Here is a 22,090-nt window from a genome sequence, read left to right as displayed (position 1 = left end):
ATAGGTACATCTACCCAAAGCTATTACGGAGGATAGTTATAGAAGTAGTCACTAGTAGATTTGATTCAAGGAGGTGTTTGAGTGCGTTTTCAATTTTTGGCGATCGCCAGTTCAATGGCCATAGGCGTTATATCTTTGCCAAAAGCCACAGCCCAGATTCCTTTTTTACCGCAACTGCAAGCTCCCAGCAGTGTAAGTAATGATTCCGATAACAGAGTTGTTTCGGGCTGGATTTATTTAGATGGTCGTCGGTTATTTCAAATAGCGGCAACAAGAACCAATTTTCCTGAGCGTTCAGAAGATATTCAAAAGAAGTTGCAGAAAATTGGCCAAAATTACTTTCAATCACCAGCAAAAACAGCAGTCAAGGTAGAAGTTCGCCAAGCCAACGGATTACCAGTAATTTATGTCAACGGTCAATATCTGATGACTGTTACTTCTGAAGATGCTGGACTGCGACAGGTAGATGTATCGACATCGGCAAATCAAGTCAAAGAATCGTTAGAAGAAGACTTGCAACAAGCAAAGCAAGAAAGACAAACTCCATCTCTAATCGACCAAGGTAAAATTGCTGCTGGTACCGGAGTGGCAATGGTGATTATCAGTTTGGGGCTATATGGCTGGCAGCGGCGTTCCCAAAAGGATTTAGAACGCTTCATTGCCTCCCAACCGCAAAGGGAACTCTTCAACTACCCAAAATCAGCAGATCAAGCAATTACAACACAACTCAATCAACGGCAACAGCAACATCTCCAAGAAGCCAAGAGACGATTGTTTCAGCTCGGTCAAGCCGGAATTTGGGGAGGTGGAAGCTTCTTTATTTTGGGTCTATTTCCCTATACACGAGGTTTTCAGGTAGCAATTCTTATAGCTGCCCAATTTCCTTTGCGATTAGGTGTCGTATGCCTAGCAACCTATGTAACAATTCGTTTGACCTACGCCCTAATTGACCGTTTCGCCTCCACTTTGATTAGCAGTAGTGCTTTCCTCACCCCAGAAAGTTCTGAACGGCTGCAACTGCGAGTTTCCACATTTTCTGGTGTAACTAAAAGTATCACTACTGTTCTCTGGGTAGGAGTAGGTTTCTTGATAGCCCTGGTATCCTTGGGTATAGATATTGTTCCCTTGCTAGCAGGTGCGAGTTTAGTTGGTGTTGCGGTGTCTCTAGCTTCGCAAAACTTAATTAAAGATGCGATTAACGGTTTCTTGATCATTTTAGAAGACCAATACGCTTTAGGCGATGTGATTAATGTGGGAGACGTAGGAGGCTTAGTAGAAAATCTGAATCTGCGGATGACTCAACTGCGGGATTCGGAAGGGCGGTTGATCACAATACCCAATGGTGAAATTAAAGTTGTTGCCAATCTTTCTAGTCGTTGGTCGCGAGCCGATTTAACGATTCCCATCGCCTACCAAGCCGATACAGAAGAGGCTTTGAAGTTGATTGCAACTATTGCCGATAAGATGAATCAAGAAATGCAATGGCAGAGTCAAATTTTGGAACCGCCGCAAGTTTTGGGAATAGATCAATTTGGCGATCGCGGTTTAGTTATTCGTGTCTGGATTAAAACACAGCCCCTCAAACAATGGGATGTCGCACGGGAATTTCGCCGCCGCCTGAAAGTTGCTTTAGACGAAGCGGGAATTTCCATCTCTGTGCCTCAACAAGCAATTTGGGTTAATGACGAGCAGTTGTTAAATTTTCCGAGTAATGGCAAAGATAATTAGAAATTTGGTTTTATTACTGCCTTTTTCAGTTGATTAGACCAAATCCTGACTTTTTCTAGCTGGGGACTGGGAACTGGGGATAAGGAGAATAACTATACCCAATGCCCAATGCCCAATTTTGTGCGATCGCCTACACTAAGCCTTAATAATCCTTATATTAATAAAAAGCTACTACCTTACTAACGAGTCTTGAACTTTTCCTTGATTTATGTTTGTCAATACCTTCATCAAACGTCCAGTCCTAACAACGGTCTGTACGTTCATTATTTTGCTGTTGGGAAGCATCTGTATTCCGATCCTGCCGATTTCTCAGCTACCAGAGCTTGCTCCGGTGCAAATCACTGTTAGCTCTAACAATATTGGTGCAGATGCTCAAACAACAGAAAGTACTGTCACCAACATTATTGAGCGACAAATTAATGGTGTTAAAGATGTATCTTATATATCTTCTAATACGGGGAATGATGGTTTTAGCAATATAACTGTCTCCTTTCCAACTAATGTCAATAGCGATATTGCTCAAGTAAACGTTCAAAATAAACAAGCACTTGCCGATCCTCAACTGCCAGATACAGTTCAACGAACAGGTGTCACTGTTGAAACGGCATCGAGCAGTCTGCTTCTCGTCTATGGGTTTTACTCAGAAAATAATGAGTATGACAACATTTTTATCAGTAACTATGTTGACCTGTATATTTTCGATCAGATCAAACGGCTTCCAGGTGTAGGAAAAGCCACAATTTTTGGGGAGCGCAAATATGCTATGCGTCTTTGGCTCGATCCCAACAAGCTTGCCCAACATCAACTAACTCCTCAAGATGTTACAGCCGCCCTGCAAGAACAAAATATTCAGGTGGGTGCAGGGGCGATTGGTAAGGAACCAGCACCAGATAATCAAAGCTTTGAATTTGCTTTACGGGCAACCAGTCGATTTAAAGATGCGGCTGAATTTGAAGATATGGTGTTGAAGGTGAGTCGAGGTGGCACTAATAGTACCACTAATGGCACCACTAATAGCACCACTAATAGCACCATTAATAGCGCTACTAATAGCACCCTAGTTAAGGTCAGAGACATCGGTCGAGTTGAACTAGGAGCAGAGAGCTATCTCGCTGATGCCAAATTCACCCTCCCAGGAAATGCTCCCAAGCCAGCTGTGGGTTTGGGTATATATCAACTTCCGGGTAGTAATGCCCTGAACGTTGCTCATGCTGTTGAAAACCAGATCAAAATATTAGAGAAGAATTTTCCACCTGGACTAAAAGCACAGGTGGCATTTGATACCACTCCATTTGTAGAAATTTCTTTAGAAGAAGTTCTGCACACTCTGGTTGAGGCGATTGTCCTGGTGGTCTTGGTAATTTTTGTCTTTTTGCAAGACTGGCGTACCACGATCATTCCCACTGTTGCGATCCCCGTTTCCCTGATTGGGACATGTGCGGCTCTGTTAGTTTTAGGATTTCAGATTAATACACTAACCTTATTTGGTTTCGTTCTGGCGATCGGGATCGTCGTCGATGATGCGATTATTGTGGTCGAGGCAGTTGCGGTCAAACTAGAGGAGGGCATGAGGCCCTTTGAGGCCGCTGTTGAAGCCATGAAGGAGTTAACTGGGGCAATCATTGCCACTTCACTTGTACTCATGGCGGTATTCATTCCAGTTGCATTCATTCCGGGCACTACTGGGATTGTCTACAAACAATTTGCGTTAACGGTTGCTTGCTCCATTGGCATCTCGACCTTCAATGCCTTAACCTTCTCTCCGAGTATGGCAGCCATCCTCATGCGTCCAGCTCAAACTCCACGGGGTCCTTTAGGTTGGTTCTTTAGGCAGTTTAATCGGGGATTTGGCTGGTTCACGCGCCGATATGTCGGGTTTGTTAGCTACCTTACCCATGTCAAGCCGATTGTAATCGGGGTTTTCATTACTGGTTTAGTCGCAACGGTTTTGATGTACAGAGCAGTACCTACCGGATTTATTCCAGAGGAAGATCAGGGTTACTTCTTTGTAATTGTCCAGGGGCCTGACGGGGTTTCTTTGAAATACACCGAATCTGTTATGGAGCGGGTTGCCAAAGAAGTCACATCGCTTCCCGAAGTTCAAGCTAGTTTTATGATCAGTGGGTTTGGTTTCGATGGCAATGCTTCTAATTTAGGCATTGCCTTTGCTAACCTGAAACCCTGGAAAGAGAGACCTAGCGAATCTGAGTCTGTCTATGGAATACTTCAGAGGATGAACAAAAAGCTCTCTGCAATTACAGATGCTAGAGCGATCGCTGTGAATGCTCCTCCAGTGAGAGGATTAAGTACTACGGGTGGTTTTGAGTTTATTATTCAAGACAAAACCGGAAGTGCGCCGATTGAAACCCTAATTGAGAATGCTCAAAAATTGATTGGGGCGGCAAATAAAAATCCTGTTCTCCAAGGAGTCTTCACTCAGTTCACCGCAGACACTCCCCAATTTGACATTCAGGTAAACCGCAACCAAACCAAAGCTCTCAACGTCGAACTCAACGATATCTTTGGGACTTTGCAAAGTTACTTGGGGTCGCAATATGTGAATGACTTTGTGCAGGGACAGCGACAGTATCGAGTATATATCCAAGCAGATGGGGTGTTCCGCTCTAATCCAGATGATATTGGCAAGCTGTATGTTCGCTCTGCAAATGGTGCGATGATTCCGTTGAGCAGTTTGGTGAAAATTACTCCCTTTGTGGGGCCGAAAACCATCTCCCATTACAACTTGTACAGGTCAATCAAAGTACAGGGCGCTCCTGCTCCCGGTGCTAGTTCTGGACAGGCGATTAAAGCGATGGAGCAAATTGCAGCAGAAGTCTTGCCTCAAGGATTTGGTTATGAGTGGACAGGGACTTATCTCCAAGAGAAGACATCTGGGGGAGCTACGGGATTGATTTTTGCCTTAGCGATCGTGATTGTCTTTCTAGTGCTATCGGCTCAGTATGAAAGCTACATTGACCCGATCATTATTTTGCTGACGGTTCCTCTAGCAGTCTTGGGAGCGATGACAGCCCTTTGGCTACGATCGAATATTTTCATGGTAGGTAGCCTCTTCCCCAAAGTGGTGGATGATATCTATTGCCAGGTAGGTCTGGTGACTTTGATTGGTCTAGCTGCAAAAAACGCGATTTTAGTCGTGGAATTTGCCAATCAATTGCATGAGCAGGGCATGAGCTACACAAGGGCGGCGGTGAAAGCGGGGCAAGAACGTCTGCGACCGATCTTAATGACATCTTTTGCCGCGCTGTTAGGATTTTTACCCTTGGTAATCTCTCAAGGGGCTGGAGCTAGCAGCCGTTGGTCTTTAGGAACAGCGCTGTTTGGGGGGCTGATGCTTTCGACCTTCTTGAGTTTGTTCTTAGTGCCAATTTTGTATATTTTGGTTAAGAGCTTGGCTCAGGCTATATCACCTCGGAAGGGATCGGGAGGTTCAAAACCTCCACATTCTCCAAATGGAACTTCGGGATCTAGACATGAGGCTCTACCTGCTGGCTCAAATCAGCCAGAGACGCAACTTAGGTCTCAGCAGGATGGAATAACCTAACTTTTGCCCTTAAGTCTCCTAGTAAAGTGCAGACAACCTAAGAATGCTTGTCAGTGTTAGGGGACTTCTCTAGTCCCTGCATCTTTTTTTTTAGCGATTTGAACTATGCAGGTTATAAAGCGTATCAGCTTATCCACAACATTCTCTAACTCTGATACCATTTTCTGTAATTTCCTGGTTGCTAAAAAAATTAGTCGAATAGAATTAAGTACTTAGATAAGGAAGAGTGAAATGGGACTTAGCGACGGACTTTTGAACCCGACCAAAAAGGCTATGGTCATAGATGATTGTTGCAACATGATTGAAGGACAGCTCGCATCCAAGTCAGGCATGAGCGGCATCGCTTTGAAAACTGCCTTTGCTGCTTTGAAGGGGGTTAAACCAGGGTACATTCCCTATGTCGTTGAGCAGATATTACCGCAATGCTTTACAGCTCTCGATCCCATCTGGAGTCAAGGACTAGAGAAAGGCGACCCAGTTGAATATCTGAGTGCGAATCGCTCTAATACGGCAGACGCGCTACTGGGTGTTACCGATGCAAGAGTCAAGAACTCAAAACGCCAAATCGTGCGAGGAACTTATGAAAAACTTCGCGGTTCAGCCAAAAAGCACGTAGAAGAAGCAGTGCCAGACTTAGCCAAAGTAATCAATAATTACACTAAGGTCTGAGCCAGAGAAGTAGAGACGCGATTAATCGCGTCTTTTAGATTAATTGAAACCAATACAGTTCAGATAAGCCCAAGAAAGTATCTAAAAATACTGCCTAACGCTTTTGCTCTCACTCATTTCTCTGGTTGTTCAATTATGAAGTCAATAGAATCGAGTGTTGAGCTATTAATGCTATAGTAGTATCAGGAATCCAGCAAGATTTCCCTAAATTTGCAGCATTTGAAGGTAAAATAGATACTCAAATGTCTGAATAAATAGTTTGGAGAGGTGTCCGAGCGGTTCATGGTGACGCACTCGAAATGCGTTTTGGGGAAACTCAACGGGGGTTCGAATCCCCCCCTCTCCGTTCAAAAGATTATTGAAAATTTACTACAATATGGCTGAAATTTACCTGCCTTTAACAAGAATCTAGAGCAACTTGTCTGTTTATTTGCAAGTGAAATAGGATTATCGCTTAATATTTACGTAGTCAAATATTCGCCAAAAAACACTAAAATATACATCGCCAACACAGGTTTTTGGGATAAACTAATGCCATCGTGTGAGGAGTGAACGATGGTAAATCGCAGCTTGGGGCGAGTATTCTCATTTAGTCTTATCAGCATTTGTTTATATCTGGGTATTAGTATAGGAGTCATTATCCGGCTTGGGCAATCACAGCGATTAAACGCTGCTACTACACGTACTAAGCCTGTGCAATTTCCATTACCTATTCCTGAACTTACGCCATCAATAACAGAACAACAAACCTTTCCAGATACTATTACCATCAAAGCCGTTGGAGATATTATTCCCGGCACTAATTTCCCTAACTATAGATTACCTCGCTTTCAAGATCAATTATTACCAAAGTCAGTGAGAACTCACTTGCAAGGATCTGATATTTTGTTTGGTAATTTTGAAAGTAGTCTAACTAATTATCCCTATACCGCCAAAGATATTAGTCGAGGACAAGTCTTTGCCTTTCGCTCTCCACCTGCATACGCCCAGCTTTTTGCTGAAGCTGGTTTTAATGTGTTCAATATGGCAAATAACCATGCAATGGACTTTGGGCCAGTAGGGTTCAAAGATACAATGAAAAATCTTCAGGCTGTGGGCATTGCAACATTAGGTCATAAAAATCAAATTCTTTATTTGGAAGCTAACAATATCCCTGTGGCAATGGTTGGGTTTTCTCCTTACGAAATGTATAATTCTATCCATAATTTAGGAGCAGCTCAAGCACTCGTGGTAGAAGCCAAAAATAAAGCCAATATTGTAGTAGTATCGATGCACGCTGGAGCGGAAGGAACGGGGGCACTACACGTTAAGAATCAAACAGAGTTTTTTTATGGAGAAAACCGAGGTAATGCGATCGCCTTTGCTCGAAACATGATTGATGCGGGAGCAGACTTAGTACTAGGACATGGGCCTCACGTTCCCAGAGCGATGGAAATTTATAAGGGAAAAATCATTGCCTATTCTTTAGGAAACTTTTTGGGATATCGGACTTTATCTACAAATGCCCAAACAGGTGACTCAATGATTTTAGAAGTCAAACTCAACTCAGCAGGAGATTTGGTATCAAGTAAAATTATTCCCGTTCGGATGGATCGGCAGGGAATTCCTCATATCGATCGGAGTTTTCAAACTGTGAAACTTATGCGTTATTTGAATAATCAAGCTTTTCCCAAGAATCCGGTGAAAATTAATAAGAAGGGGGAAGTTGTTGTACAGAATAGACTTGATCCTCCCTAAAATAATTCGTAATTCGTAATTCGTAATTAGTTAGTAGGAGTCGGCGCTGTGCTGGACTCACCGCGCTGCTTCACCAAAATCCCAGATTGAAAATCTAAAATTGACTAGTTATTGTCATCTTGTGGCTTTTCCTCGAACTTCTGAATATTCTGAGGTTGACTATTAGTGGGTGAATTTTGCTTTTCCAGTGTTGGTACTACCACAGCAGAAGGATCTGATTGTTTGGATTGTGTTGGTGGTGGTGGTATAAGTACGGGTTTTGACGGACTTACGGGTTGAGGGGAGGCAGGATTTTGACTAGAAGCGGGTAAGTTATTTTGTGGAAATGGCAATGGTGCGGGGGAAGCATTTCGAGATGAGCGGATTGCCCGTAGTTTCTCCACTAAGGAGGGTGTCGGTGAAACGCTACGTGAAGGTGTGGATTGTTCGGAATTACCGCGTTGCGATTCTCTTGTAGGGCTGCTGGTAGATTCTTCTTGGGAAGAACGGCGATTGCGCCGACGCTGCTTGGAATTAAAGGCAGGTGCTGTTTTGGTTCTTGAGGTAGTGTTAGTCTCTTCACCTCTGGATGAAGATGTACTATCAAAATTAGGTGCTTTCGCTGCTGGTTCTTGAGTTGGCTGTTGAAAAAGCGGCTTTACGGTCGGCTGCTGCTGAGATTTGGGTAATATACTCGTAATCCCAAAACCTGCTGTCGCAGCAATTAGGGCTACACCTATACCAATAAATATCTGAGATGACCCCAGCTTTTTAGCCAGTACGGTTTCTTTTGCGATGCCTGGGTTAGGCTGCGCCAACATAGATGGTCTATGAATACGATTTTGGGCAGTTTTCCCAATTAAAGTTGCTGCCTGCTGGGCAGATAAATTGACAGTTGGAACTGCATAAGTGGGTAAGACTTGCGATGTTCCATTCACTTCATTTCCAGGTAGCAATTGCAGCCACTCAGCAACTGTCGCTGGCCGAAAACGAGACTCTACCGCCATCCCGCGCATTACCGCCTGGTTGACAGCAGCACTCAAGTGTGGTTGCAATTCGCGGGGGGAAGGCATTTGTTCGCGATCGCGCAATAATGCTGGCATGGGAACTTGCGCTGTCAAGAGTGCATACAAGGTTGCTGCTAAACCATAAACATCCGTGGCGGGTGTGCGCGCCGCTTGCGTCATATACTGCTCAATGGGAGAATAACCCTCAGAAACCAGACCTGTGTGGGTCTGCCTGACACCACCATTAAATTCCCTGGCAATGCCAAAATCAATTAGTACTACTTCCTGTGTTCCTTGACGAAGAATAATATTATCTGGTTTGACATCGCGATGTAACAAACCGTTGTTGTGTACTACCTGCAACGCTGCCCCAATTTGCCGGATATAATGAATTGCTGTGGCTTCAGGCAAAGTTATCCCTGGTAATACAAATGCGTCTCCCAAGGTTTCACCAGGAATGTATTCCATCACCATGTAAGGCAGTCCAGCTTCCACAAAAAAGTCACTAACTCGGACTATATTTGGGTGAATACACGTAGCTAATCGTCTGGCTTCATCTTGGAATTGGCGCTCGAATTTGGCAAAATCAGGATGTTGTCGCAGCCGTTCATTGATGGTTTTCATCACCACTTCCTGACCCAAGTAGTGATGCCTAGCTTTAAAGGTAATGCCAAAGCCACCCCGCCCTATTTCTTGAATTAGGGTATATTTTCCATCCTGCAAAATTGTGCCTGCTAACATAAAGAGTCCTGAGTCCTGAGCGAGCAGATAAGTACCGAGTCCTGAGTCTTGAGGGATTTCCCAAAAATTTTCCCATATTTTTATCGGGCAGGGTTCTTGCCTGTCTATTTTACGGGATAATTTAGTTGTTGAAATTCCTGAAGTGAAAAAGACCTCCCTATGAGCACAACAGTTTTATCTTTCTCAGATGATAACGCGGGAGTGCAGCAAGCCTAAAGCGGAAGATGGGCTAAAGCTATTTTTTGGATTTGATAAAAGTCATTTTCAGAAAAGCTATGAAAAGCCAAATTCATCAATTGAATATCTGACACGAGCTCAACAAAACTTGAGAAACCGCATTTGTGGGCAAAAAATCTAGGTTTTTATGCTGGTTCATCCTAAAAACCTAGATTTTTGATACATCTGCTAGATGTGAGTTGGGTAACTCAGTAAAATTACATACTTTTATTGCTTTACAAAATTGGTAATTTGCTAGATGATGGCAAAGAAAGGGAAAATAATTAGTAAAAAGCTAGTTTTTTACTCTCAGAAGTTGTGTGAAAACCCTGTAATTACAAAGCTGAAGTTGGTTTGAGTTTCCCTCATTACCTTAGCTGGAAGTAACAAAATGGCAACGCTACATACCTCACACATCTCAGAAAATTCCGCAGTTTCCATCTCCTATACTCATAGTCTAGTCTTCATTGATATGGCGGTTGAAGACTATAGCGATTTAGTCAATGGCGTGCTTCCCAATAGTCAAGTGTTCGTGCTTGACTCGACACAGAACGGTGTTGAGCAAATTACGAAAATTCTGGCGAGTTGGGTAGACGCGCAACGGCTTGTCGTTAGACATCGCTTGAATTTGGCTAACATTCATATTGTGTGCCACGGTGGCCCAGGTTGCTTACAATTGGGCAATACCCATTTAGGAATTGATACCCTCGACGAATACAGCCAGCAACTCCAACAATGGCAGAAGATATTTTCCACCTCTGGCAAAGCCGATAACCCTAGCAACTTACTTATCTATGGTTGCAATGTAGCTTTGGGTGATGCGGGGGAAGAATTTGTAGAAAAACTGCACCAACTCACAGGAGCGAATATTGCCGCTTCCCGTCAGCAGATTGGCAATGCAGCATTAGGTGGTAACTGGGAGTTAGAAGTTCGCACTGCTGATATGGAAGTAAATCTGGCGTTTGCAGAAACGACGCGAGAAGTTTACCCAGGAGTACTAGCAACGTTTACAGTGAATAATACTCAAGACACGGATGATGGCGATGCGAATAACGGTATTACCACCCTGCGGGAGGCAATTAACTTAGCGAATGCTTCTACTGAGGATGATGCGATCGCTTTTGGAGGTGTGTTTACTGATGCCACCCCAGATGTAATCACTCTTACCTCTGGGCCGCTAACGATTAACGATGATGTCACCATTTTAGGAACTGGGGCATCTAAGCTCATCGTGAGTGGAAACAATACCTCTAGGGTATTCGAGATATCGGGGATAGGAACAAATGTCAATATTGATGGTTTGACCGTTGCTAATGGTAATAATACTACTAATGGTGGTGGTATTTTGGTCAATACAAATACCATTCTCAGTCTCACTAACAGCACTGTATCGGGCAATACGGGAAGCGGCATCAATAACTCTGGTATCCTTAGCCTTATCAATATCAGTGTCTCTGGCAATACAGAAAACGGCATCAGTATTAGCGATAGCAGCTTTGGCTTCCTCAACCTTACCAATAGCAGTGTCTCTGGCAACACAGGAAACGGCATCTCTAACGCAGGCGGTAGAGTTAGTCTAACTAATAGCACTGTCTCTAGCAATACGCGAAGCGGCATCTTGAATAACGCTGGTACTATCAAATACTCCTATTTTTCTTTAAAGTCTGGTTTCCTCAGCCTTACCAATAGCAGTGTCTCTGGCAATACAGAAAACGGCATCTCTAACCTTGGCAGCTTTCTTAGACTTACCAATAGCAGTATCTCTGGTAATACGGGAAGCGGCATCTCTAATGTGAGGATCTCTGAGATATATTCTAATGCCTCAAGTTCAGCGATCTTAATTAACAGTACTGTATCTGGTAATAGGGCGACTTCTGACGGTGGCGGTATTTTTAACAACGATACCCTTAGCCTTATCAACACCACGATTACTAATAACACAGCTGACTCAAACAGCGATGGGACTGGCGATGGTGGTGGCGTTTTCAACGATGGTGGAACTATCACTGTTGGGAACACTATCATTGCAGGCAACTTTGACAACTCCACTTCCGGCAACATCAACCCCGACGTGGCTAAAAGCTTCACCGACTCTGGCAATAACCTGATTGGTAATAATACTGGTAGCACCGGCTTGACCGCCAGCACCCTCGTTGGCACCAGTGCCAGCCCCATTGACCCCAAACTCGACCCTCTACAAAATAACGGTGGTGCAACCTTTATTTATGCTTTACTTGCGGGTAGTCCCGCTATTGACGCAGGCAATAATTCCCTAGTTCCTGTTGGTGTGATCACAGACCAACGGAGTGCTGGATTTAACCGAATATCCGGCGATAGAGTGGATATTGGTGCTTATGAAGTCCAGTCCACTAGTCCACCACCTGTTAATACTGATACAGTAGTGACTAATACCAACGATTCTGGAGCAGGGTCGTTGCGACAGGCTATTCTCAATGCCAATGCTACTGCTGGGGCGGATACAATTACTTTTGCAGGCGTGTTCAGCGATGCCACCCCAGATATCATTACTCTCACATCTGGGAAATTGACGATTACTGATGATGTAACCATCTTAGGGACTGGGGCATTAAACCTCACCATCAGTGGCAATAGATTATCAGGTGTCTTAGAAATATCAGGAACAGGTACAGATACCAGCATTGATGGCTTGAAAATTGCTAATGCTAATGATGGCTTTGGGAGTATTTTACTCAATAGTAATGCCAGCCTCAGCTTGACCAACAGTATTGTCTCTGATAATACTGGGTCAGTGGGCGGCATATTTAATACAGGCAACCTTAGCCTAACTAACACCACTGTCTCTGGTAATACTGGGTTGTCATTAGGAGGCGGCATATTTAATACAGGCAACCTTAACCTAATTAACAGCACTATCTCTGGCAATAGCTCAGATAGCTATGGTGGCGGCATCTTAAACACAGGCAGCCTCAGCCTAACGGGAAGCACAGTCTCTAGTAATTATCTGCCTAGCGTATTCGATTATGCTCGGGGAGGGCCTGGCAGCTTTTTAGTAGATAGCTACGGCGGCGGTATTTTTAACACAGGCGACCTCAGCATAACTAACAGCACAGTTTCTAACAGTAGGGCGACCTACGGCGGTGGCATCTTTAATAAAGGCACTTTCACCCTTAACAACAGTACTGTCTCTAGCAATAGTGCGTACAAAGAGGGGAACGGCATCTCTAACGAAGGCACTCTCACCCTCACAAACAGCACTATTACCAAGAATTACATCCAATCATATAGTAATTTTGGTGGTGATGGTTTTTATGATGTTTTTGGTGGGGAAGGTAGAAGTGTTTTCAATGACTCTGATGGCACTGTGATTGTTGGGAATACTATCATTGCAGGCAACTTCGGGTTACAGGGTGACGTTTTCGGTACTTTCAGCGACCTTGGCAATAACCTGATTGGCGATCGCACTGGTAGTATTGGCTTTACTATCAGCACACTCCTCGGCACTAGCGCCAACCCCATTGATCCCAAACTCAGTCCGCTGCAAAATAACGGCGGTGCGACCTTGACTCATGCCTTACTTGAGGATAGTCCCGCCATTAACGCAGGCAATAATGCCCTGATTCCAGTAAGTATTACCACTGACCAACGCAGTGCTGGATTTGACAGAATATCTGAAGGTACAGTTGATATTGGTGCATTAGAGTTTAACGGTCTGATCGGAACCACTAGCGTTGATAACCTAGTAGGCAAGAACTACGGTGACATAATTAATGCTAAAGCTGGGAACGATACTATCACAGGTAATCAAGGCAACGACATCCTAACTAGTGGCGGTGGCAAGGATCAATTTGTTTACAACTTAGGTGATGGTGTTGATACCATCACTGATTTCAGTGGCGTAGGTAAAGGCTCAAATCCCTCGGCAGCAATCATTGGCGAATTGGATACTCTCAAATTCCAAGGTGCTGGATTGACTGCCCGAAATCTGCTACTCACCCAGAATGGTAGCAATCTAGAAATCACTTTTGAAGGGGCGGCTGATAATAAAGTTATCCTGCAAAACTTTCCCCTAGAAAAGCTAGACAACTTATCAACGCTGGGCAATATCCTGTTTGATGAGCAAAGCAGTATTAGTGACAGCTTTGATGTCTTCGATGCCAACTCCACCCAAAGTACAATCTTCAACAAAAACACAGTCACCTTTCTCAATGACCTAAACAACAATGTCAATGGTTTTGACAACTCATCTGATATCATTAATGGTCTGGGGGGTGATGACAGCATTGATGGCAAGAGTGGTAACGACCTACTACGCGGTGGTACAGGTAACGATACGCTACTTGGTGGTGCTGGTAATGATACCCTTATTGGTGGTGCAGGTAACAATAGCCTCGTCGGTGGGGCAGATGATGACATCCTCTTTGCTGGTGACTATAATAATACCCTGACTGGCGGTAGCGGTAATGACCAGTTCATCTACCAAGCCTCTAGCACTAATCATACGATTACTGACTTTAATCAGAGCGAGGATAAGTTAGTCCTTACTGATGTGTTTAAGAGTCAGGGCTACAGTGGCAGCAATCCTATCTTAGATAGTTACCTAAAGTTTGTGCAATCGGGTACTTCTACACAAGTTAATGGTTATTTCGATAACACCTTGGCGACTTTAAATAATTTCACGGCTACAAATCTGGTAGTCGGTACTAATGTCATCATCTAGTGCTCAGTTCTAGTCTGTAGTGAAAAAGCACGCTGTTGCTGTTTGAGCCTAGAATCCCCACCCTTCAAGGGTGGGGAGTATGTCAAAGTTGCCGCACTAATGGCTGATTATCTTTAACTTCGCCAATTAAAACTAAATCGACACAGTTAACAAAGATACCATTTTCTAGAACGCCGGGAATGTTATTCAATGTCTTTTCTAATCCGGCTGGATCTTCAATAGAGTCAAATCTGACATCTAAGACAAAGTTCCCTTGGTCAGTGATTACTGGCCCAGCTTTTTTGACACCCATGCGGAGTTCTGGTTTACCACCGAGTTTTTTGATGGCATTGGTTACAGGAGTAATTGCCATTGGAATCACTTCCACAGGCACAGCGAAACTAGAACCTAAGCGGTCTACTAACTTGCCACTGTCTACTACGACGATGAACTGTTCTGCTAGGTAGTCTACGACTTTTTCGCGGGTATGTGCTGCACCACCGCCTTTAATCAAATTCTTCTGCGGATCGACTTCATCTGCGCCATCAATGGCAATATCGATGCGATCAATAGCATCCAAGGTAGCAAGAGGGACACCGTACTGCTTCGCCAGCACTTCTGACTGAAACGAGGTAGGTATACCAATGATATCTTTGAGTTCACCAGACTTGAGGCGATCGCCCAAAAACTGAATCGTATATGCTGTAGTTGACCCTGTACCCAACCCGACAATGGAACCCGACTTGACTAGGGCGGCGGCGGCTTTGCCAACTTCTTGCTTCATCAACTTTACGGGATCTGCTGCTGTCATTCCCAAAACTCCTGAAAAACTGACTATAGTCCATAGTAGTGGGCAGATAACATCAAAAGATGAAAGGTAAAAAACAAGTTTTTGCTAATTTCTACTTCCTTGATTAGGGACTTCCAAAATATAAAACATCCTAGTGTCCGGAACAAAGGAGATGACTGATGTAAAAAGAATGTATATTAATATACGAATTTAATGAAAAGCCCCCAGTACACCGTTCCTACTTTTAAGCAACTTTTCGCTGAGATTGACCCGGAAATAGCAAATACCTTCACGGTAGAGCAATTAGAAGCGATAAAAAAGGGTTTGGCCTCTCGTGGTAGGACACGTCATTCTATAGACATAAGAGTTTCAGTACCAATTCCCGGATTGAGGTTTTATCTGGTGTTGTTAGCAGGTTCAGAACGTCGCTCTCAAGTGCGTTTACGCTCTGAAAAAGGTTTATATCCTTTTTGGACTCCTGCCAATATCTTGTTCCTCATAGGATTTCTAATCATTCTATCGACTTGTAGCTACACTATATTTTCTTTTGCATTGTCTTCACTTACTCCCACATCTAGCTCCTATTACCCTACTTCAATTCCTTGGATTGACGATAAATCAGAATGTGAACACACTGGTAGAATCTGGAATCATGGGAAGTGCTGGGATACTGAACACAGTCCTAATTTTTAAAATTTATAGCCACACCCTGCGTAGCTAAAGCAACATTGCTCAGCCTAAATTCGTCACTAGCTGAGTTACAGGTTATTAGGAACACCAAATTTTGCGTTAACCTCAGTAACGTAGTTTTTTAAATTCACGTTAGCAGTTAAAAGTACTTATCATGATGCGTCAGCTTTCAATTTCTCTATCTTTAATGGCACTACTACAAAGCTTGCCAGCAATTGCTCAAGTACCAGAATCTACTTCTGGAATCCCATCTGATTCCATTCAACAGGTAACTGCTGTCAAATGGATGACAAACTTTCCCGATGGCAAATTTTATCCCGAAAGGTTAGTGAGTCGGGCAGAATTAGCCTCGATTATGGTAAAAGCATTTCGCCTAGATAAAAGAGAAGCTGTTACCAAAGAAAATTTAACTATTCCAGATGTTCCTCGTTCTTATTGGGCATTTAATGATATACAGACAGTCTTAAAAACTGACATCATGAAAGGCTATCGAGGCAATGAATTCTTCCCTAACCAAAAGGTGACAAGGGCAGAAGCTTTGGCTATTTTCGCCCAGGCTTATGGTGTATTTCAATTTCCTGATGCCGCTGTGAATGAGATTCTAGCTTCACATCCAGATGAAAAATCTATCCCAGCTTGGGCTAGAAAAGCGATCGCTACAGTAGCTTCTGAGGGATTTCTGAATACAGATGCTCAAGGCAATATTTCTCCATTAAAACCCGTAACCCGTGGGGATATGGCTTATGTATTGAGTAAATATTTGCAACGACAACAGCAACAACCCGAAACACCAGAAGTTCCGATGATTCCAAATAGCCCACAATCACCTTAGCTAAACTTTATCGAGCCAACGTACTCAAAATTAGTTTTGACCCGGATTTTTATACTTGTCTCGAAGTTGACGAAGAAGATATAAGGAATTAGATTGTGTTGGTTGCTGCAAGACATTATTCCCATAATTAGTTTGTGGTGGTTGGGTCGGTTGCTGCAAGCCATAATTCCCATAATTAGTTTGTGGTGGTTGGGTCGGTTGCTGCAAACCATAATTCCCATAGGTAGATTGTGGTGGTTGGGTCGGCTGCTGCAAGCCATAATTCCCATATCCCGTAGGGTTTGTGGGTGTGGCAATGCTTTGACTAGGACTCTGGCTAGAGTAAGGTACAACATTACTTGGTACTACATTAGGCACTACTTGACTGTTATTTAAATTGTTGTAGGCATTTTGCGGTAAGTTCGTACCCGTAGTTAACCCATTATTAGGCACTACTTGACCGTTATTTAAATTGTTGTAGGAATTTTGTGGTAAGTTCGTACCCGTTGACGTGTTGCCTGTCCCAGGAGTTAACCCAGTGCTTGGTAGAGAATTCTGACTGGTTAAGCTGTTGACGGGTGGCATTAGCGTTGTTCCTGGAGCGGAGACTTGACCCGAAGCATTTGTCTGAGTTGCAGCGCTACCATTGGAGTCAGACAATTTCTGGTTTATCGATTGGTTAAGCGGTGTTTGCTGAGGGTTGATAGAGAGAGAATTTTGATTATTGTTGGTTTGATTAGGGAATCCAATACCCAAGTTAGAGGATGTTTGGTTTCCTCCTATTGGTTCAGACGCCGCATTTAAGGTTTTAAGACCTAGAAACTGGTTATTACTATTAACCGTTCCAGTACGCAATAAATTGTCTGTTTGAACGACAAAAGGATTTTTAAAGGCTGGGGAGGTGTCGCCGTTAACGCCTAAATCAGGATTTAATTTGGTATTATTAGCAGAGTTTTGTTTGTTACTTACATTATCTAATGGGTCTTTGCTCTTTTTTGCCTCAGTCTTTTGCTCAGACCCATTTGCTGTTGATGAGAGAGTTGCTTGGTCAAGGTCATTAAATAAAACTGGCAGGTTATCAATATCTGCTGCAATAGCTTTGTTTTCTTCTGACAGGGAGGAATCAGCATTTTGTAAAACAACTGGTTTTTTTGGCTTAGAAACGAAAATATCTGGGTTTGACCAGTATTCCCAGGTTCCTAACCCGACTACAGATAAAAAAATTGCAGTTCCCCAAAAAGCAGGTCGCCCTAGATTCAATAACCTGGCTTTGAGATAGCGTAAGTAGGCGGGAGGATAATGACGATTTGGCATGGGATTGGTAATTGAGATTTACTATATAATTGTTAAAATTCCCGGAAGAGGGATTGCTATTTGATGCTTTTACTTCCCTAGAAGGAAATGTCTCAACTGAAATTCGATTGTGATTTTATCGTAACTTCTCAAGAAATTATTAGTCATTATTAAGTCAAAAATTTACTAACAACTATTTTATACTAAACCGTTTAGTTAAAAAAATTTTGAGTATTTTATATCAAGTCCGGCCAATTAGTTATGATTCCCGAATCTATACAGAAACCCAAAAAACCCTTCCCCTCTGCCCTTCTGCTGCCTTAATGATAAGTCTTTAACCGGACTTGATATTAGCTACGATCGCTCCGGCTTCCATTTTCGCTATCTTGATTTTCTACAGGACTAGCAACTTATCAATGTTGCCTACAGAAGAATGGATAGCTTCTGCAATATCTACAACAGGACTTACGCACAAGTAACAGAAAATCGAACCACAGAGAAGCCAGTGCGTTGGGCGGGTTTCCCGACTTGAAGCAACTGGCGCGACGCAGAGAACACGGAGAAATAAGAGTTATAGAGATTTTTGCGTAAGTCCTTTACAATATTCACTTTGGGTAGCAAAGGTGGCATCTCTGTGGTGGAAATATTTAAAATACCCCGCTTTTGTCACTCTCCGAAAACAAAAATCAAAAGTAATGTTTAAAACTCTGACTGGGGTTTCTTTTTGGGCAAAATATAAACTTTTTCCGTATACAGACTCTGTTTAAAGAAACAATATACAAAATTTCCGTGTAATTCACCCTGATATTTAGAACTTTTGCGAATATCATTCACTAGCGATACTCGACTCTATCGATAGCTGTACAGACGTGCTCTTAACTCCTTCTTTGCTTATGCTATACAAGCACCATCAACAAAAGCTGTTGAGATGGATTGCATTGTTCCTAATTGGAACATTTCTGCAATTATTGTTTTACATCCCGACACCAGTCTTATCCCAAAATTCCAATAGCTGTAGCAATATTACAACCCCGCTCACATCTGAAGAACAAACTTATGCTCGTGCTGCTTGGCAGTATTTTGTTAAAAATTATCAGCCAGCAACGGGATTTACCAATTCTACAGGGGGTTATCCTTCAGGTACACTCTGGGATATGGGTAACTACCTGATGGCATTGAATGCTGCACGATGGTTGAATCTTACCGATCAAGCAGACTTTGATTCCCGCCTCAATAAGTTTTTGACGACTCTCAACAGCTTGAAGTTATTTGAAGATGCTTTGCCCAATAAAGTCTATAACGCAGCTACCGCAAAGATGGTTGATTATGGCAACAATCCATTAGAACAGGGTATTGGTTGGTCTGCTTTGGATGTTGGGCGAATACTGGCTGCGTTTGATGTTATCCGTACCTGTCATCCTCAATATAATAATTGGCTCAAAGGAATTGTAGCGAAGTGGCAGGTGGCGCGATCGCTCAAAGATGGACAACTTTTTGGCGCTACTGTTCTCCCTGACAAGAAAACCTTACTAGTGCAAGAGGGACGACTCGGCTACGAAGAATACGGCGCTAGAGGTTATCAACTTTGGGGTTTCTCAGCACCCAAGGCTATTGCTTTAGAACCGTTTAAGTTAGTTGAAATTAATGGTGTGCAAATTCCTGTTGATAGCCGTGACTTTCAAAGTACCAACGTTAATAATTACGTTGTGAGTGAGTCTTACATCCTTGATGGGATTGAATTTGGCTTGCAAGGTGAGTTAGCTGATTTTGCTGCCAGGGTTTTAGATGTGCAAAAACGGCGTTTTGATACCACAGGTCAATTAACTGCGCTAACAGAAGATAATATCGACCAAGCACCTTATTTTCTCTACAACACCGTTTACGCCAACGGTGCAAATTGGGCAACTATTACCGATGCCAATCAACCTTATCCCCAGTTTCGCAGCATCAGTACAAAAGCTGCTTTTGGCTGGCACTATCTTTTTCCCGATAATGCCTATGCTCAAAAAGTTTTTGATGCTGTCAAGGATCTCCGCAGTCCTGATGATAGTGGTTACTATGCTGGTTTATATGAAGAATCCAAACAACCCAATAAAGCTTTGACAGGTAATACTAATGGGCTAATTTTGGAGATTTTATATTACAAAGCTAGAGGAAATCACCCGTTAATTGCTTCCACTTCTGCAAGCGTGTCTACTGGTAAGCCGAGTGAAAATGCTTCTCCAGCAACACCTGCAAATCAACCGAATTCTACTGGTAAGCCGAGTGAAAATGCTTCTCCAGCAACACCTGCAAATCAACCGAATTCTAATGTTAAGACTCCGATCGCAACCCCTGCGGATACTTCTAAACCTACAGAAGTGACCGTTGCACCTATTCCAGCAGTGGATAGTCCCCAGCCATCATCTAATCTAAAACTAGATCGACCACTGACGCCTGTTGAACGGCGCTATGCAGAGGCGGCTTGGCGATACTTTCAAGCAAATTATCATTCCAAAAGTGGGCTGATAGACGATCGCAGTGATTTCAAAGGTGCAACCCTTTGGGGATTGGGAGATTATCTCGCAGCACTTCATGCGGCGCGATCGCTCGATACAATTATCCCCAAAGAATTTGACCAGCGCACCCGCCATCTATTAGCAGCCTTGACAAAGTTACCGTTATTTGCTGGAGAATTGCCAAGTCGAGGTTATGATACCAGAACTCTCCAACCAGTCGATTATGGTGGAAATCTAGTTCCAGAAGGAAACGGTTGGTCAGCTTTAGATTTGGGTAGAATGCTGGCAGCGCTGTACAACTTAAAAAGCTGTCATCCAGAATATACGGCTGCCGTAGATAAAATTGTGCTGGATTGGTCATACTTGCGTGTGGTGCGCGAAGGTATTCTTTCTAGTGCCACCGTTACCAAAGAGCAAGATGGGCGATATCTGACCCGCGTTAACCCCGAAACTCGCTTGGGTTATGAGGAATATGCTGCTCGTGCTTTTCAATTATGGGGGTTTAATCTCGATCGTTCTGCTGTTGGGGGTGAATATCAAACTACCTCAGTGGAGGGCTTGAAAGTCCCAATTCAACGCCATCGCACAGATACTAATTCCAAAAACCAATACACAGTTAGTAATCCTTTTGTACTCTATGCATTGGAGTTTGGATTAGATCCACAAATGCGATCGCTCTTTGAACCAATTTTTCAAGCACAAGCTGAACGTTACCGTCGCACTGGCACCCTCACAGCCTCAGCCACCACCTTAATCGATCGTAAACCTTACACTATCCACAGTACAATTACTGGACAAGGGAAGTCTTGGGTAGCTTTAGGAGATGACGGTAAACCTCTACCAAAGGGGCGATTGGTAAGTACAGCAGTAGCTTTTGCCTATAATGCCCTGCTTCCAGACAATAAGTATAGTCAACAGTTACAGGAAGGAACGACTGACTTATATAATCCATTAGTTGGATTTTATGAGGGCTTCTATGAAACCACAGGTAAAACAGCAGTTGGTTTCACCAGCAGCACCAACAGTATGATTTTGCAATCCTTGCTATACAATGTGACAAATCGACAACCCTTAATTCGTCCGATTACCACTATGAACTCCCTTTGGTGGCAGACAGTTACTAAGGGAGATTCTGGGCGAGGTCTACCAAACAGCGCCACACAACAAACCAAGTTAACTTCTGATAGTTCTGGAAGTTACTGGGTTTCAGATAGTGAAAAGACTCACCTAGTAACTGGCATAAAATAACATAACCAAAATCCTGATTTTCAGGTAGGGGCAATTCATGAACTTTTATGTCAACTTCAGGTTAGATAAAGCGTTCTAGGATTGCCCTCATCCCCTAACCCCTTCTCCCAATATGGGAGAAGGGGAAATAGAGAATTTGCTCCCCTCTCCCAAAATTGGCAGAGGGGCTGGGGGTGAGGGTAAAACTCATGCAGTCAGAAGATTTCAGCTGAAGTTTACACCAATGATTCATGAATTGCCTATACAATATGTAGCTTTGCATAACTCTTAGTAATACCAAAATCTTTGTAAAAACGTAGCAATGCTACGTTTCTACATCCAGATTCATAGATCAATTGAGCAACGCTAATTTTGAATTGATCGAGGAAAATTTGTTAGTCACAAATTTAACTAGGGAATACTTATTTTGATGAGGATGCAGATACATTAACTATTGAGTACTA

11 protein-coding genes and 1 tRNA gene are annotated in these 22,090 nt (G+C 43.1%); 9 read left to right on the top strand and 3 right to left on the bottom strand.

The window, feature by feature from the left end; translation table 11 throughout:
• Positions 1-81 precede the first annotated feature (81 nt).
• From ACFE93_RS07700 to ACFE93_RS07680, 5 genes are all read left to right on the top strand, one after another.
• Complete coding sequence (locus ACFE93_RS07700; RefSeq protein ID WP_375472754.1) at positions 82-1,728, top strand: mechanosensitive ion channel family protein; 1,647 nt, start codon at positions 82-84, stop codon at positions 1,726-1,728.
• A 208-nt stretch (positions 1,729-1,936) separates the two neighbouring features.
• A complete protein-coding gene (locus ACFE93_RS07695) occupies positions 1,937-5,290 on the top strand; it encodes an efflux RND transporter permease subunit (protein WP_375472753.1) in 3,354 nt (1,117 codons plus the stop codon).
• 231 nt (positions 5,291-5,521) lie between these two features.
• Positions 5,522-5,959: a DUF6918 family protein gene (locus ACFE93_RS07690; protein WP_375472752.1), complete on the top strand. Its 438-nt coding sequence runs from the start codon at positions 5,522-5,524 to the stop codon at positions 5,957-5,959.
• Positions 5,960-6,220: 261 nt separating this feature from the next.
• Positions 6,221-6,305: transfer RNA gene (locus ACFE93_RS07685), tRNA-Ser, on the top strand.
• A gap of 209 nt (positions 6,306-6,514) precedes the next feature.
• The gene (locus ACFE93_RS07680; RefSeq protein WP_375472751.1) at positions 6,515-7,696 is read left to right on the top strand and encodes a CapA family protein; all 1,182 of its coding nucleotides are present in this window, start codon (positions 6,515-6,517) and stop codon (positions 7,694-7,696) included.
• A gap of 104 nt (positions 7,697-7,800) precedes the next feature.
• Here the strand turns inward: ACFE93_RS07680 and ACFE93_RS07675 are convergent, their stop codons facing one another.
• On the bottom strand, positions 7,801-9,423 hold the full coding sequence (locus ACFE93_RS07675; RefSeq protein ID WP_375472750.1) for a serine/threonine protein kinase: 1,623 nt from the start codon (positions 9,421-9,423) through the stop codon (positions 7,801-7,803).
• 607 nt (positions 9,424-10,030) lie between these two features.
• On the opposite strand from ACFE93_RS07675, the gene ACFE93_RS07670 reads away from it, so the two are divergent.
• Positions 10,031-14,338, top strand: coding sequence for a DUF4347 domain-containing protein (locus tag ACFE93_RS07670; RefSeq protein WP_375472749.1), 4,308 nt, complete (start codon positions 10,031-10,033; stop codon positions 14,336-14,338).
• Positions 14,339-14,420: 82 nt separating this feature from the next.
• On the opposite strand, the gene rpiA is transcribed toward ACFE93_RS07670, so the two are convergent.
• Entirely contained in the window at positions 14,421-15,128 is a 708-nt protein-coding gene (gene rpiA / locus ACFE93_RS07665; protein WP_375472748.1) for a ribose-5-phosphate isomerase RpiA, read from the bottom strand.
• Between the two features lie 192 nt (positions 15,129-15,320).
• On the opposite strand from rpiA, the gene ACFE93_RS07660 reads away from it, so the two are divergent.
• A complete protein-coding gene (locus ACFE93_RS07660) occupies positions 15,321-15,800 on the top strand; it encodes a hypothetical protein (protein WP_375472747.1) in 480 nt (159 codons plus the stop codon).
• A gap of 154 nt (positions 15,801-15,954) precedes the next feature.
• Positions 15,955-16,629: an S-layer homology domain-containing protein gene (locus ACFE93_RS07655; RefSeq protein WP_375472764.1), complete on the top strand. Its 675-nt coding sequence runs from the start codon at positions 15,955-15,957 to the stop codon at positions 16,627-16,629.
• Between the two features lie 30 nt (positions 16,630-16,659).
• On the opposite strand, the gene ACFE93_RS07650 is transcribed toward ACFE93_RS07655, so the two are convergent.
• Positions 16,660-17,922, bottom strand: a complete 1,263-nt coding sequence (locus tag ACFE93_RS07650) for a hypothetical protein (RefSeq protein ID WP_375472746.1) — start codon at positions 17,920-17,922, stop codon at positions 16,660-16,662.
• Between the two features lie 872 nt (positions 17,923-18,794).
• On the opposite strand from ACFE93_RS07650, the gene ACFE93_RS07645 reads away from it, so the two are divergent.
• Positions 18,795-21,647: a DUF3131 domain-containing protein gene (locus ACFE93_RS07645; RefSeq protein WP_375472745.1), complete on the top strand. Its 2,853-nt coding sequence runs from the start codon at positions 18,795-18,797 to the stop codon at positions 21,645-21,647.
• Positions 21,648-22,090: the final 443 nt, after the last annotated feature.

It is taken from the genome of uncultured Nostoc sp. (assembly GCF_964247315.1).
GTDB lineage: Bacteria > Cyanobacteriota > Cyanobacteriia > Cyanobacteriales > Nostocaceae > Nostoc.
The sequence above is the reverse complement of the archived record's forward strand: the minus strand, read 5'-3'. Positions and strand labels throughout refer to the sequence as shown.

Excerpts from the sequence above, each read along its gene's own strand:
- ACFE93_RS07695 (WP_375472753.1), top strand. The coding sequence starts at position 1,937 with ATGTTTGTCAATACCTTCATCAAACGTCCAGTCCTAACAACGGTCTGT.
- ACFE93_RS07690 (WP_375472752.1), top strand. The coding sequence starts at position 5,522 with ATGGGACTTAGCGACGGACTTTTGAACCCGACCAAAAAGGCTATGGTC.
- ACFE93_RS07680 (WP_375472751.1), top strand. The coding sequence starts at position 6,515 with ATGGTAAATCGCAGCTTGGGGCGAGTATTCTCATTTAGTCTTATCAGC.
- ACFE93_RS07675 (WP_375472750.1), bottom strand. The coding sequence starts at position 9,423 with ATGTTAGCAGGCACAATTTTGCAGGATGGAAAATATACCCTAATTCAA.
- ACFE93_RS07670 (WP_375472749.1), top strand. The coding sequence starts at position 10,031 with ATGGCAACGCTACATACCTCACACATCTCAGAAAATTCCGCAGTTTCC.
- rpiA (WP_375472748.1), bottom strand. The coding sequence starts at position 15,128 with ATGACAGCAGCAGATCCCGTAAAGTTGATGAAGCAAGAAGTTGGCAAA.
- ACFE93_RS07660 (WP_375472747.1), top strand. The coding sequence starts at position 15,321 with ATGAAAAGCCCCCAGTACACCGTTCCTACTTTTAAGCAACTTTTCGCT.
- ACFE93_RS07655 (WP_375472764.1), top strand. The coding sequence starts at position 15,955 with ATGCGTCAGCTTTCAATTTCTCTATCTTTAATGGCACTACTACAAAGC.
- ACFE93_RS07650 (WP_375472746.1), bottom strand. The coding sequence starts at position 17,922 with ATGCCAAATCGTCATTATCCTCCCGCCTACTTACGCTATCTCAAAGCC.
- ACFE93_RS07645 (WP_375472745.1), top strand. The coding sequence starts at position 18,795 with ATGCTATACAAGCACCATCAACAAAAGCTGTTGAGATGGATTGCATTG.